The 14,748-nt window shown below is 64.3% G+C and carries 10 protein-coding genes; 3 read left to right on the top strand and 7 right to left on the bottom strand.

Features of this window, described 5'->3' with window-relative positions; translation table 11 throughout:
• Positions 1 to 35 precede the first annotated feature (35 nt).
• Positions 36 to 932 carry an oxygen-dependent coproporphyrinogen oxidase gene (hemF, locus tag ACVOLI_RS04015; RefSeq protein WP_481533620.1) on the top strand — a complete coding sequence of 299 codons (897 nt, stop codon included), beginning with the start codon at positions 36 to 38 and terminating at the stop codon, positions 930 to 932.
• A gap of 168 nt (positions 933 to 1,100) precedes the next feature.
• Here hemF and ACVOLI_RS04010 read toward each other — a convergent pair whose 3' ends face one another.
• Together ACVOLI_RS04010 and polA are read right to left on the bottom strand one after the other, a co-directional pair.
• The gene (locus ACVOLI_RS04010; RefSeq protein WP_481533619.1) at positions 1,101 to 1,583 is read right to left on the bottom strand and encodes a DUF421 domain-containing protein; all 483 of its coding nucleotides are present in this window, start codon (positions 1,581 to 1,583) and stop codon (positions 1,101 to 1,103) included.
• Positions 1,584 to 1,983: 400 nt separating this feature from the next.
• Positions 1,984 to 4,761, bottom strand: a complete 2,778-nt coding sequence (polA, locus tag ACVOLI_RS04005; RefSeq protein ID WP_481533618.1) for a DNA polymerase I — start codon at positions 4,759 to 4,761, stop codon at positions 1,984 to 1,986.
• 78 nt (positions 4,762 to 4,839) lie between these two features.
• On the opposite strand from polA, the gene ACVOLI_RS04000 reads away from it, so the two are divergent.
• Positions 4,840 to 5,121 (top strand): DUF2782 domain-containing protein, encoded by a 282-nt coding sequence (locus tag ACVOLI_RS04000; protein ID WP_296248293.1) that lies wholly within the window; start codon positions 4,840 to 4,842, stop codon positions 5,119 to 5,121.
• A gap of 335 nt (positions 5,122 to 5,456) precedes the next feature.
• On the opposite strand, the gene ACVOLI_RS03995 is transcribed toward ACVOLI_RS04000, so the two are convergent.
• The 4 genes from ACVOLI_RS03995 to ACVOLI_RS03980 all read right to left on the bottom strand — a co-directional run bounded on the left by ACVOLI_RS03995 (position 5,457) and on the right by ACVOLI_RS03980 (position 10,531).
• Positions 5,457 to 5,906, bottom strand: coding sequence for a universal stress protein (locus ACVOLI_RS03995; RefSeq protein WP_282270134.1), 450 nt, complete (start codon positions 5,904 to 5,906; stop codon positions 5,457 to 5,459).
• A gap of 88 nt (positions 5,907 to 5,994) precedes the next feature.
• Positions 5,995 to 7,011, bottom strand: coding sequence for an RNA 3'-terminal phosphate cyclase (rtcA, locus tag ACVOLI_RS03990; protein WP_481533617.1), 1,017 nt, complete (start codon positions 7,009 to 7,011; stop codon positions 5,995 to 5,997).
• A gap of 48 nt (positions 7,012 to 7,059) precedes the next feature.
• Complete coding sequence (locus ACVOLI_RS03985; RefSeq protein WP_481533616.1) at positions 7,060 to 8,286, bottom strand: RtcB family protein; 1,227 nt, start codon at positions 8,284 to 8,286, stop codon at positions 7,060 to 7,062.
• Positions 8,287 to 8,983: 697 nt separating this feature from the next.
• A complete protein-coding gene (locus ACVOLI_RS03980) occupies positions 8,984 to 10,531 on the bottom strand; it encodes a vWA domain-containing protein (protein WP_481533615.1) in 1,548 nt (515 codons plus the stop codon).
• 187 nt (positions 10,532 to 10,718) lie between these two features.
• On the opposite strand from ACVOLI_RS03980, the gene rtcR reads away from it, so the two are divergent.
• Positions 10,719 to 12,320 carry an RNA repair transcriptional activator RtcR gene (gene rtcR, locus ACVOLI_RS03975; RefSeq protein ID WP_481533614.1) on the top strand — a complete coding sequence of 534 codons (1,602 nt, stop codon included), beginning with the start codon at positions 10,719 to 10,721 and terminating at the stop codon, positions 12,318 to 12,320.
• 97 nt (positions 12,321 to 12,417) lie between these two features.
• Here rtcR and uvrD read toward each other — a convergent pair whose 3' ends face one another.
• Positions 12,418 to 14,613: a DNA helicase II gene (gene uvrD, locus ACVOLI_RS03970; protein ID WP_312367205.1), complete on the bottom strand. Its 2,196-nt coding sequence runs from the start codon at positions 14,611 to 14,613 to the stop codon at positions 12,418 to 12,420.
• Positions 14,614 to 14,748 lie beyond the last annotated feature (135 nt).

Here is a 14,748-nt window from a genome sequence, read left to right as displayed (position 1 = left end):
CAGGCCGCGGCAGCGGCCTGCGCTACAGTACGCACATGAACGAATTCGACCGCGTACGCGACTATCTGACCGGCCTGCAGGACCGCATCTGCGCCGCCATCGAGCAGGCCGACGGCCAGGCCCGTTTCAACGAGGACCGCTGGCAGCGCGCCGAGGGCGGCGGTGGCCGCACCCGCATCCTGCGTGATGGCGCAGTGTTCGAGCAGGCCGGCATCGGCTTCTCCGACGTCGCCGGCACGCGCCTGCCACCCTCGGCCTCCGCCAACCGCCCGGAGCTCGCAGGAGCGTCCTGGCGCGCCTGTGGCGTGTCACTGGTGTTCCACCCCAGCAACCCCTACCTGCCGACCACCCACGCCAACGTGCGCTACTTCCAGGCCGAACTGGATGGCAAGACGGTGGCGGCCTGGTTCGGCGGTGGCTTCGACCTGACCCCCTTCTATCCCTTCGACGAAGACGTGCAGCACTGGCACACGGTTGCCCGCGAGCTATGCGCGCCTTACGGCGAAGATCGCTACGCCGCGCACAAGCGCTGGTGTGATGAGTACTTCTTCCTCAAGCACCGCAATGAAACGCGCGGCGTTGGCGGCCTGTTCTTCGACGACCTGCATGCTGACTTCGAAACCGACTTCGCCTACCTGCAGGCGGTTGGCGACGGCTTCCTCGATGCCTACCTGCCCATCGTCGAACGCCGCAAGGACACCGCGTATGGCGAACGCGAGCGCGAGTTCCAGCTGTACCGCCGTGGCCGCTACGTCGAGTTCAACCTGGTCTACGACCGCGGCACCCTGTTCGGCCTGCAGAGTGGCGGCCGCAGCGAGAGCATCCTGATGAGCCTGCCACCGCGCGTGCGCTGGGAATACGGCTATATCCCCGACAGCGGCAGCGACGAAGCACGCCTGGCCGAGTACCTGGTCCCGCGCGACTGGCTGTAGTGCCGAGCCATGCTCGGCAGGGGCTTTACCAGGAAACCAAACGTGTAGGAGCGGCGTAAGCCGCGAAGCTGACAGCAATGAAGTGGCGACGATGCTCGCAACCGGACCGACCATGAGCTTCGCGGCTTACGCCGCTCCTACAACACCTTTGCCGAGCATGGCCCGGCACTACCTGTTGTCCTTCTTGAGGATGATGGTGATGTGGCCGTTGGTTTCCAGCAGTGCCAGGTCTACTTCATCCACTTCATCGCAACCTGCATCGCGCATCGCCTTGGCGAAATCGGCCTTGCTGACCAGCTCGCGCTGCAGCACCTTCTGCAGCACGTGGCCATGCCGCGCCAACACCACCGGCTCACCTTCGATCACCTGCTCCATCACCGGGCTGCGGGTAGTGATCCAGCCCACGACGTAGTTCAACGCGATCAGCGTGGCTGCCAACAGCAAGCCGCCGCCCAATGAGGTGTCCGGACCGAGCAAGGCGTTCTGCACGGCGTTGCCCAACAACACCAGCAACAGCATGTCGAACGGGGTGAACTGGCCCAGTGTGCGCTTGCCCGCAACCCGCACCATCACCAGCACCACGACATAGACAATCACCGCGCGCAGGATGAACTCCCACCACGGCATCGCCAGTGCGAACAGGTCGGACATGATTCCCCTCCATCACTCGATGACCTCATCGTCGGCCAGTGCGGATAAAGATGGCGCGAGAAACTGGTCGAGAGCAGTCTCTCGTCGAAATAGTTTCAAATGACACAAAAAGAAGCCCCGCCGACCAGGGGGGGGTCGACGGGGCCGGGGAGCGGGCATTTGGGGAGGAATCCCCGCTCCGAGATCTGCTCCAGGGGATGGGAGAGATCCGCGACAGACGTTGCGTCTGTCGGGGACTATATGAGCATTCCCAACCTTGATGGATCGTGAAGATTCTGCCGCCTTTTCAAAAGAATTAAGGACAGATTCATCTGCCGAATAACACTGGCATTTACTAAATACGGTGTAACGCGACGCATTGTTTCATTTACTAAATGTTTCTAGTTAAGAAACTAGAAAATCAATGAGCTTCGTCCCAATTTTCACCGATTCCAGTGTCCACTACCAAGGGAACACGCAAGCTCGCTGCCGATGCCATTCGTTGCTCGACTTCCGCGCGCAAGGTGTCGATGAATGCGATGTCGGCCTCGAACACCAGTTCATCGTGCACCTGCAGGATCATCCTGGCCTTGTCACTGTGCCCTTGCAGCCAGGTGTCCACGCTGACCATCGCGCGCTTGATGATGTCCGCCGCGGTGCCCTGCATCGGCGCATTGATTGCGGCACGTTCGGCGCCTGCACGCAGGCCCTGGTTGCGGGCGTTGATGTCGTTCAAATACAGGCGGCGACCAAACAGGGTTTCCACATAGCCCTGCTCGCGCGCCTGCACACGCATGCGCTCCATGAAATCACGCACCGCCGGATAGCGGCTGAAATACAGCGCCACATAATCCTGCGCCTGGCCACGATCGATGCCCAGGTTCTTGGCCAGGCCGAACGCGCTCATGCCGTACATCAGGCCGAAGTTGATCGCCTTGGCCGCGCGACGCTCGTTCGGCGTCACTTCGTCCAGCGCGCGACCGAACACTTCGGCAGCGGTGGCACGGTGCACGTCGGCACCCTGCTCGAATGCGCGCACCAGGCCCGGGTCTTCCGACAGATGCGCCATGATCCGCAGCTCGATCTGCGAATAGTCGCAGGCCATCAGCTTGCGCCCCGGCGGTGCGACGAATGCCTTGCGGATACGCCGGCCGTCCTCGGTACGGACCGGGATGTTCTGCAGGTTGGGATCGGACGAGGACAGGCGCCCGGTCGCAGCACCCGACTGGTGGTAGCTGGTGTGCACGCGGCCGGTGTCCGGGTTGACCATCTCCGGCAGCTTGTCGGTATAGGTGCTGCGCAGCTTGGTCAGGCCGCGGTATTCGAGGATGACCCGCGGCAGCTCGTGCTGCTCGGCAATCGCTTCCAACGCTTCTTCGTTGGTGCTGGGCTGGCCCTTGGGGGTTTTCACCAACGCCGGCAGGCCAAGCTCATCGAACAACACCGCCTGCAACTGCTTGGGCGAATCCAGGTTGAAGGTATGCCCTGCCAGCTCGGTGGCCTTCTGCTGCGCGGCCAGCATGCGTGCGGACAGATCGCTGCTCTGCCGCTTCAGCTCGGCCGCATCGATGCGCACGCCGTTGGCCTCGATGCGCGCGAGCACCGGCACCAGCGGCATTTCGATATCGCGGTAGACGCTCTGCAGCGACGGCACCGCCGCCAGCTGCGGGCCCAGCACACGGTGCAGGCGCAAGGTGATGTCAGCGTCTTCGGCGGCGTAGGCACCGGCTTCGTCGATGCCAACCTGGGCAAATGAAATCTGCTTTGCGCCCTTGCCTGCCACGTCCTCGAACTTGGTGGTGGTGTAGCCAAGATAGCGCTGCGCCAGCGAGTCCATGTCGTGGCGGGTAGCGGTGGAATTGAGCACGAAGCTTTCCAGCATGGTGTCGTCGGCATAGCCCTGCACCTCGACGCCGTGGCGGCGCAGCACATGGATGTCGTACTTGCCGTGCTGGCCGAGCTTCTTCTTGCTGGCGTCTTCCAGCAGCGGCTTGAGCGCATCCAGCACCTGCTGCATCGGCAGCTGTGCCGGCGCGCCGGGGTAGATGTGGCCGACCGGGATATACGCACCCCTGCCGACCTCTACCGCCAGGCTGATGCCGACCAGGTTGGCGCGCATCGCATCCAGCGCATCGGTTTCGGTATCAAACGCGAATTCGTCGGCGGCCTGCAGGCGTTCCACCCAGGCCTGCAGCTGCTCGCTTGTGAATACCGTTTCGTATTCACCCTTGGCCGCCATCGCCGGGTCCAGCCCTGCAGCCGGCTCACTGTCGACGGCCTTGGCATAGCCAGCGGCAGTGCCGCGCAGGCCGCGCAGGCTGGGCTTGCTGTCGGCAGCGACGTCCGGTGCGGCAACCCCACCCAGTTCACGCAGCGCCTGGGTGAAGCCGTAACGCGCGTACAGGCCACGCAGCGACTCCACGTCCTGTTCGCGCAGCTGCAGGTCACGTGGCCCCTGTTCCAGCGGCACGTCGGTGCGGATGGTGACCAGATCACGGTTCAAGGGCAGCCGCGGCAGCGCGGCGCGCAGGTTCTCGCCAATCTTGCCCTTCATGCCCGGGGCAGCGGCGATCACGCCATCCAGGTCGTTGTACTCGGCCAGCCATTTGGCGGCGGTCTTGGGGCCGCACTTCTCCACGCCCGGCACGTTGTCGACGGTATCGCCCATCAACGCGAGGTAATCGATGATCTGATCGGCGCGCACGCCGAACTTGTCGATCACCGCCGCGTCCGAGTCGGTGCGGCTGCCGGTCATGGTATTGACCAGCACCACGCCTGGGCGCACCAGCTGTGCGAAATCCTTGTCGCCGGTGGAGATGGTGACTTCCAGTCCATCCGCAGCGGCGGCCAGCGCCAGCGTGCCGATCACGTCATCGGCCTCGACACCGTCGACGCGCAGGATGTCGATGCCCAGTGCCTGCACGATGTCGCACATCGGCTGCACCTGCGAGCGCAGGTCATCAGGCATGGGCGGACGGTTGGCCTTGTACTCGGCATACATGTCGTCGCGGAAGGTCTTGCCCGGCGCATCGACCACGAAGGCGACGTATTCGGGCTTTTCCTTCAGCGTGGACCGCAGCATGTTGACCACGCCAAACAGCGCGCCGGTAGGCTCGCCATTGGCGTTGGTCAGTGGCGGGAGCGCGTGGAACGCGCGGTACAGGTAACTGGAACCGTCTATAAGGACTAATCTGCTCATGCGCTGATTCTACGCGGCGGACCGTTGCCGCATGTGGACAGGCATAATCGAACCATTCCCACCGAAGGATGCGACCCCATGAAATCCCTGCTGCTGATTCCCCTGCTGGCCCTGGCCGGCTGCGCCTCCCTCGGCGACGGCTCGCCTCCGGTAGATGTCAAAGGTGCGGATATCACGCGCAAGTCGATGGACAACGGCGACACCATCGAGGAATACCGGGTCGGCGGCACCCTGCGCATGGTCAAGGTGACCCCGTCGCGCGGCGCACCGTTCTACATGTACGACCGCGATGGCGACGGCCGCATGGACAGCGACAAGGACGGCACCAAGCCGGTGTACTGGAAGCTGTATAGCTGGTGATCTTCTACTCCCTCCCTTGCGCGAAGCGCAGGGGAGGGTTGGGGAGGGGTGCTTTTGGCGGCCAAGCCTGAAGGCCAGCAGGCCCATTCACCCGGCACAACAAAGCCCTCGATCGAGGGCTTTGTTGATTTTGGTTTCTTGTTTCTTTGGGGCCACCGCGTGAAGCCCCCCCGCCCCAACCCTCCCCTTTGCCTACGGCAAAAGGGAGGGGGCACAAGCCCTCGCTCAGGGGGCCTTTGTTGATTCTGGTTGCTGGTTTCTTTGGCGACACAGCGGGAAGCACCCCTCCCCAGCCCTCCCCTTTGCCTACGGCAAAAGGGAGGGAGCTCAAAGCCTCAGCGGATTACCAGCACCGGGACCGTGCTGCGGGCCAGCACTTCGGAGGTCTGGCTGCCCAGCAATACCCGGGTGACGCCGCGGCGACCATGCGAGGTCATCACCACCAGGTCGCTGTTGCAGGCCTTGGCGGTGTCGATGATGCCGTCGGCGGCGTAGCGGTCCAGCACGTGGTGGGTCTGCACGTCGGCCACATCAGCGGCGTGTGCGGCGGCCAGTGCCGGCTGCAGGATCTTCTGTGCGGCTTCCTCGCGGTCCTTCTTGTACTCCGGGCTGGCCTCGTAGCCTGCGCTCCAGCCCATGGCGTCGTACATGCCCACCGCCCACGGCTCGGAAACCGTGACGATGTCGGCATGCGCGCCCAGCTGGGCGGCCAGCTCCAAGCCCTTGGCCAGGCCCTTGGCGGAAAGCTCGGAACCGTCGGTGGCGATCAGGATGCGCTTGTACATGGCAGTTCTCCTTGGATGAAGGGTGGTGGTGACACCATTGCACACCCGATGTTGCCCCCATGCCTTGCGCAAGATCAAACCCGGCCGATCAGGCGGTGACCCATACCTCCCAGTGTGGTCCGCGCTGCTGCCAGTCGAATTCCACCGGCAAGAACTTCTCGATAAGCCTGGCATTGCTGCGCAGGTGGTCGCTGAGCGTGGCGGTGGTGAAGCGACCGCCGCCGGCCAGGGCCATTGGCAACAGCAACTGGTCGGACAGGTGCTCGCCCACGCAGGCACCGCCCTCCAGGTAGGCCTGCACGGTGTCGGCCAGCCGACCCGCCACGTCCTCAGCAGCCAGCCCGCGCTCGCCATGGCTGTCGAAATGCTCGACATGCTGGTCATGCCGCACCGTCATCGAGGCCACGTTGCCCGGCCCCAGCGCCGGCCGCACCACCCGCACATGGCGTGGATGGGCGTCCACGCCGAAGCGCTTGGCCAGCACATCCAGCTCGCGCTGGCCGATGGCGGCGGGCAGGCCCGACACCAGTACCTGCGCCTCCAGCGCCTGCAATGGCCCGCGCACGCTGAACTCGAGTGGCTGCAGCTGCGCACACCCCTGCACCGTCGCTTCCAGCACCCCGCCACCGGCCGGATGGAAGCCCGGCACATGCAACTGCAGGTCCGCCTGCACGCCCATGCGCGCCAATGCCGGCAGATAGCAGCTGCTGATGAAGTCGGCACTCGGTGCCATCGGATTGTGCGTACCACCTTCCAGCCGCACACGTGACGGCGCGGAGGCCTGCCATAGCGCAGGCAGCACTGTCTGCAGCACCAACGTCGCCGAGCCGGCGCTGCCGATGGCGAAGTGGTAGTCGCCCGCCTGCACGATGCCGGGCACGAAACGCAGCGTGGTCGCCCCCAGCGCAGCGCCTTCCACCTGCGCATTGCTGATCCGCGCTGCGGCGTTGACCGCGGTCAAATGCTGGCGCATCAATCCCGGCCGCGGGCGCTTGGCACGGATGTCCTGCATGGCAAAGCCAATCCCGGTGCACAGGCTCAAGCTCAGCGCAGAGCGCAGCAACTGCCCGCCGCCCTGGGTTCCATCGATTTCAATCATTTCCATTGTCTTGCCTTCCTGTGGCGCCCCACCGCGGTGGAGCGCCATCTTGCCCTATCCCTTCACACATACCACCTGACGCAGGGTATGCATGATCTCAACCAGATCGCGCTGCGCCTCCATCACCGCCTCGATCGACTTGTAGGCGGCCGGTGACTCATCCACTACCTCGGCGTCCTTGCGGCACTCCACGTGCGCAGTGGCCTTGATGTGGTCATCCACGCTGATCAGCTTGCGCGCCTTGGTGCGGCTCATCACGCGGCCGGCACCGTGGCTGCAGCTGTGGAAGCTGTCCTCGTTGCCCAGCCCGCGCACGATGAAGCTCTTGGCGCCCATGCTGCCCGGAATGATGCCCATCTCGCCCTTGCGCGCGCTCACTGCGCCCTTGCGCGTCACCAGCACATCCTTGCCGAAGTGGTGCTCGCGGTTGACGTAGTTGTGGTGGCAGTTGACCGCCTCGGCCTGCGCCTCGAACGGCTTGCTGATCACCGTACGCGCGGCCGCAACCACATTGCGCATCATCACCTCGCGGTTGATGCGTGCGAAACGCTGTGCCCAATCCACCGCGAACACGTAGTCGCCGTAATGCGCGCTGCCTTCCGGCAGGTACGCCAGGTCCTGGTCCGGCAGGTTGATCATCCAGCGACGCATCTCCTGCTTGGCCAGTTCGATGAAGTAGGTGCCGATGGCATTGCCGACGCCACGCGAGCCGGAGTGCAGCATGAACCACACGCGCTGCGCTTCATCCAGGCATACCTCGACGAAGTGGTTGCCGGTACCCAGCGTTCCCAGATGCTTGAGGTTGTTGGTGTTCTTCAGCTTGGGGTGGCGCTCGCAGATCAGGGCGAAGTCGGTAGCAAGCTGCGACCAGCCTTCCACCGCAAGCTCCGGCGCGGTATCCCAGCTGCCCTTGTCGCGGCCGCCACGGGTCACGCTGCGGCCGTGCGGCACTGCGCGTTCGATCGCGCTGCGCAGCGCAGACAGGTTGTCCGGCAGGTCGCTGGCGGTCAGCGTGGTACGGGTGGCGATCATGCCGCAGCCGATGTCCACGCCGACCGCAGCCGGAATGATGGCGCCGATCGTCGGCACCACCGAACCCACGGTCGCACCCTTGCCAAGGTGCACGTCGGGCATCACCGCCACCCATTGATGGATGAAGGGCAGGCGCGCGATGTTCTTCAGCTGCTCGCGGGCTTCGTCTTCCAAGGGCACGCCGCGCGTCCACAGCTTGATCGGTGCCGCACCCAGCTCCTGGATGACGTTGTAATTGGTGTCGTTCATTGATGGCTTTCCTGTCATCTTCAAATCAAAGGTGCGGTGACAAAGGGGAGTGGAACTGTCCGCAGTACCAGAGCAGGTCTGGCAAGGCAGCCGGGACTTGAACCCGACCCCGAAGGGCTTCCAATGTAGTTCCACCTGCATTCACCGCGTGCAACATCTGCAAAAGGTGCCGGCCTGCACGACGAAGGTTGAAGGAACATCCTGCTCTAACCAGACTGAGCTACCGCTGCGTTTCCACAACGGGCGGGATTCGAACCCGCGACCCGGAGCTTAAGAGGCTGTAGTTCCTTCGGCATTCGTGCACGCCGCCGTTGAAACGTGTTCATGCCGAAACATGAAGCAATACGAACAAGGTGCCGGCAGATACGACAAGAATGATGGAACGTTTCACCGCTGTGCCACGAGGGCAAGGCGGCGATCCTGCTCTATCCACTGAGCTACCGATGCATCGCGGCATCGGGCGGGAATCGAACCCGCGACCTGGAGCGTGAAAGGCTGTAGTTCCATCGGCATTCGTACAAGCCGACATTGAGGGGGTGGGAGCAGACGGCAAGGGTTGGACTGACTCTCCGGATTCGAACCGGAGTGAACAACCAATGTAGTCAGGCCGGCATCCGCCTTCTCCCATGAAATAGTCTCCAGGCCCGGCCGGCCCCATTGCCGACCGGGCATCACATCGGCGACATCCGTATCGCCCTTACAGATCCATTGCCGCGATCCGCTGCACCCAGCGCGGACGCTGTGCCGGCGGCAGGCTGGCGTTGGCCAGCAGCTCGAACACCGCATCGCTGAAGCCGCCGATATGCAGCACGTCCTCGCGCTCTACCGTCTGGCTGCTGGCCACCGGCTGCAGATCAATGCAGACCAGCTGCGCCTGCGGGCAACGCGCCTTCAGCGCGGCCCACTCACGCATGGTTGCGGTCTCACGGTTGCCCCGGGTGTCACGCCAGCTTTCGTTGTCCGACACCAGCACCAGCAGATCCACCTGCGCCCGCTTGCGGTTGAGGTAGGCCAGCGGTGCACTTACCGACGTACCGCCACCATTGATTGCCAACTGCTTTGCCAGGGTCATCACGCTGTCACGCGGGTTCAACTGCTGTGGATGTACCTCGGTATCGAACGGCAGCACCTGCGCCTGCGGGTGACCGCGCAACACACAGGCCGCGATCAAGGCCGCCACGTCGACGCACCGCGCCGCCGAGCTTGCCCCCTTGCGATAGCCGGTCACCGGCCACTGCATCGAACCGGAGACGTCCACCGCCACAACTACGTTGCCCTGCAATGCCGGCACTGACGCGGTCGCCACTTCCATCGCGTCCTGCAGCGCGTCCAGGATCGGACGCGGCAGTGCCGCACCGGCGTGGTAAGCCATCAGCAGCTGGTAGGGCAGCACCCGCGAACGGGCGATCTGCTGCGGGTCACGCAGCTTCGCTGCCACTTCAGCCACCATCGCCGCATCCTCGAACACCCCGTGACGGGCAAAGGTGTTCAAGTTCATCCGCAGCTGCTGCCAGCTTGAGTTGCGCGCCAGCACCGACCACTGCGCGGCATCCAATGCCAGCGCGCTGTAATACTGGAACGGCAGGTCCGGCAGCATCCCACGCGGTTCGCGCTTGAACGCCTCGTAGGCACGCAGTTCCGCTGGCAACAGCGCCTCGTCGTATGGCCGCCCGATCACCCAGGCATACAGCGCCTCACGCGCGGCATCCTGCGGCTTGGGGTGGACCATGCGGATCACATCGGCCAGCGACGGCTGGTTGCCGATCGCCGCACGGATGATCGCCTTCGGCGACGCCTGCTCCAGCCACTGCCGCAGCAGGCGCTTCGGCAACGAGCCCAACGAACGGCGACCTACCCGACCACTGCGCATGATCTGCACGAAAGTACGCAGCATGCGGCCGTTGTCGATCACATGCGGGAAGGCCGCTGCAAACGCCTCACCATCACGCACGCTCAGCATCGCCAACAGCAGCGCGGGTACGTCCTTCATGTGCGCCACGCCGTGGGCATAAGCGGCGGTGCGGGCAATGAAGCCGGCATCGACCTCGTTGCACAGCGCCTGCACCTGCTCCAGCTGTCCATCGGCGCTGGCGTAGAAGGTGCTGTTCAAGCAACCGGTGGCGGCGAACAGGGCCAATGCCGCACGCGGGTCACGGGCATAGGCCGATCCACCGGCCTCGTTGCGGACCGTGGCCTTCGGCAGCAGCGCGCCGCGGAAGGATGCGAACAGGTTTGCGTTGGCCATTTCGTACTCCTTGGCGGGAACTGCCCGCCGCTTGTCTTGCCCCTATAAACGCAATGGCCGTGCCAACTTTTCCATCACTCGATCAATTCATTGATTTACAAAGGTATTTTTAGTTTCCAGGAGAGGGTTCGCGCATCCGTGATGCGGACTTACGTATACTTTCAGCGCGCCTTTTATAGGAATTGATATGTCCAAGCGTCAGGTCATCTTCGGCATGCTCGGCACCCAGCTCGATTCGGGCAGCGGCCCCGGTCGCTGGGAAAAATGGCGGCCCACCGTAGCCCTGGGCATGCATGAAGACTTCCAGCCCGATCGCATCGAGCTGATGCTGGACGAGCGCCGCTTCAGCCGGCTGGCCAAACTGGTGCAGGAAGATCTGGCACTGGTATCACCCGGTACCGAGCTGCGCCTGCACGACACCTACCTGGTCGATCCCTGGGAATTCGAAGGCGTCTACGCACGCCTGCACGACTTTCTCGCGGCCTATCCATTCCAGCCGGACGAGGAGGACTACTACGTCCACATCACCACCGGCACCCACGTCACCCAGATCTGCTGGTTCCTGCTGACCGAGAGCCGCCACTTCCCCGGCCGCCTGCTGCAGACCTCGCCGCCGCGCAAGCAAGGCAATGGCGACCCCGGCAGCCACGCCGTGATCGACCTGGACCTGTCGCGCTACGACCACATCGCCCAGCGCTTCGCCCAACAGCAGCTGCAGGATCGCGACCTGCTCAAGAGCGGCATCGCCACCCGCAACCCGGGTTTCAACCGGATGATCGAGCAGATCGAGAAAGTCGCCACGCGCTCGCGCGCACCGATGCTGCTCACCGGCCCCACCGGTGCCGGCAAAAGCCAACTGGCCAAGCGCGTGTTCGAGCTGAAGAAGCTCAAGCACCAGTTGCCCGGTCGTTTCGTCGAAGTGAACTGCGCCACCCTGCGCGGCGACGGCGCGATGAGTACCTTGTTCGGCCATACCAAGGGCGCCTATACCGGCGCCAGCAGCGACCGCGCCGGCCTGCTGCGCTCGGCCCACCAAGGCCTGCTTTTCCTCGACGAGATCGGCGAGCTGGGTGCGGACGAGCAGGCCATGCTGCTGCGCGCACTGGAAGAGAAGCGCTTCCTGCCGGTGGGCAGTGACCGCGAGGTGGAAAGCGACTTCCAGCTGATTGCCGGCACCAACCGCGACCTGCAGCACGATGTCCGCCAAGGCCGCTTCCGCGAGGACCTGCTGGCACGCCTGAACCTATGGACTTACCAACTCCCCGGCCTTGCCGAACGCAGCGAGGACATCGAGCCCAACCTGGAATTCGAACTGGAGCGCTGGTCACGCGAGCAGCACGAACGCGTGCGCTTCAACGCCGAAGCGCGTAGCCGCTATCTGACATTCGCCACCAGCAGCGAAGCTGCATGGCGCGGCAACTTCCGCGATCTGGGCGCCAGTGTTGTGCGCATGGCGACGCTGGCAAATGCAGGACGCATCCAGACCGACGGCGTCGATGAAGAGATCAACCGCCTGCGCACGCAATGGCATGGCGGCGATGATGCATCGCCACTGCAGGCATTGCTCGGCGATGTTGCCAACCAACTGGACCGCTTCGACCGCGTGCAGCTGGAAGAAGTGGTACGCGTCTGCCTGCGCTCAAAAAACCTGTCTGCGGCTGGCCGTGAACTGTTCGCGGTATCGCGAACGCAGCGCGCCAGCACCAACGACGCCGATCGCCTGCGCAAATACCTGGCCAAGTTCGATCTGGACTGGGAGCAGCTGCGGAATCACGCAACCCCACTGTAGTGCCGAGCCATGCTCGGCAGTCCTTCGCACACAGGCAATGCGCAGATCACGTCCCGGGTGCGCTGCGCTTACCCGGGCTACATGACTTACCGCTTGATCAAATCACCGTCAGATTCGCGTACGCCATCACCAGCCACTTGCTGCCGGCGTCGGCGAACTCGACCTGCACACGTGCATGCTGGCCGTTGCCTTCGTAGTCGGTGACCATGCCTTCGCCAAACTTGGGGTGATTGACCAACGCACCCAGCTTGATCGGCGGCGCTTCGATATTGGCGTGACCGCCCATCACCCGGTTTGCACCTAGCGAGGCCGGGCGCGAGACCTGCACCTTGGGACGAACCTCGTTGAGCAGCTCGCGCGGAATCTCGCGCAGGAAGCGTGACGGCAGACTGTAGTTGTCCTGGCCGTGGATGCGGCGCGACTCGGCATAGCCCAGCACCAGCTTCTGCCGCGCACGGGTAATGCCGACGTAAGCCAGACGGCGCTCTTCTTCCAGACGCCCACTTTCTTCCAGCGAGCGTGCACTCGGGAACAGGCCTTCTTCCATGCCGGCCAGGAACACCAGCGGGAATTCCAGACCCTTGGCCGAGTGAAGTGTCATCAGCTGCACACCCTCTTCGCCCGCCTGCGCCTGGCCTTCGCCAGCTTCCAGCGAGGCGTAGGACAGGAAGGCGACCAGCTCGCTCATGTCCTCGGCACCCTCCTCGATGTCGTCTTCGCGACGCACGAAGCGCGAGGCCACCGAGATCAATTCGTCGAGGTTGTCGGTACGCGATTCCGAGTCCAGCGCGTTGCGACTTTCCTTGCCCCAATGCTCACGCAGCGCCGAACGCGACAGCACGTGATCGATACGCTCGGACAGATCCATCTCGCCGGTCTCGGCGGTGATCTGCTGCACCAGGTTGATGAAGCCGGCCAGGGCATTCTTGGCGCGCGAAGTCAGGTCCGTGCCCTGCGTGGCCAGCATCGCCGCTTCCCACAATGGCAGCGCCTGCTGGCGCGCAATGCGTCGCACTTCATCTAGGGTACGCTCGCCGATGCCGCGCGTCGGCGTATTCACCGCACGCTCGAAGGCCGCATCGTCGTTGCGGTTGGTCATCAGGCGCAGGTAGGCCAACGCGTCCTTGATTTCAGCACGCTCGAAGAAGCGCATGCCGCCGTATACACGGTATGGCACCTGCTCGCTGAGCAGCGCTTCTTCGAAGGCCCGTGACTGCGCATTGCTGCGATAGAGCACGGCGACATCGCCGTAGCTGCCACCATCACGCACCCACTGCCGCGCACGCTCGACCAGGTAACGCGCCTCGTCCATCTCGTTGTAGGCAGCGAACAGGTCGATCGGATCACCGTCGCCGCTGTCGGTCCACAACTGCTTGCCGATGCGGTCCGGGTTGTGCGCGATCACCGCATTGGCGGCGCCAAGGATGTTGGCGGTGGAGCGGTAGTTCTGCTCCAGGCGAATGGTCTGCGCGCCGGGGAAATCCTTGAGGAAACGCTGCACGTTCTCGACCTTGGCACCGCGCCAGCCGTAGATGGCCTGGTCATCGTCACCGACCACGAATACATGCGCGCTGTCGCCGGCCAGCACGCGCACGAAGGCGTACTGGATGGCATTGGTGTCCTGGAACTCGTCGACCAGGATCTCGCGGAAGCGGGCGCGGTAATGCGCCAGCAGCGCCGGGTTGTCGCGCAGCAGTTCATGCGCGCGTAGCAACAACTCGGCGAAGTCGACCAGGCCGGCACGGTCGCAGCGCTCCTGGTAGGCCGCATAGGCCTGGCGCAGGGTTTCGCCCCACTGGTCGTGCGGCTCGGGCTGGATGTGCTGCGGACGTCGGCCTTCATCCTTCTGCGTGTTGATCCACCACATCACCTGCTTGGGCGGGTACTTGCTGTCGTCCAGCTCAAGTTGCTGGACCACGCGCTTGACCATGCGCAGCTGGTCGTCCGAATCCATCACCTGGAAGGCTTCGGGCAGCTTGGCATCGGCCCAGTGCAGGCGCAGCAGGCGATGGGCGAGGCCGTGGAAGGTACCGATCCACATGCCGCGGCTGCCCTTGCTCAGCTGCAGGTCGATGCGGTGGCGCATTTCGCCGGCCGCCTTGTTGGTGAAGGTGACCGCGAAAATGCCGTGCGCAGGTACACCGCAGACTTCGGTGAGCCAGGCGATGCGATGGATAAGCACGCGCGTCTTGCCGGAACCGGCGCCGGCAAGAATCAGGTGGTGACCAAGAGGCGCGGAAACGGCCTCGCGCTGGGCTGCGTTCAGCCCGTCGAGCAAGTGGGAGACATCCATGCGCCCATTTTACGGGAAGCGGGCCAACGCTACCTGTAGTGGGGGGGGGGGGGGGGGGGGGGGGGGGGGGGGGGGGGGGGGGGGGGGGGGGGGGGGGGGGGGGGGGGGGGGGGGGGGGGGGGGGGGGGGGGGGGG

The sequence above is a fragment of the Stenotrophomonas sp. STEN029 genome (assembly GCF_056760015.1).
This window is presented reverse-complemented; position numbering and strand designations above follow the sequence as displayed.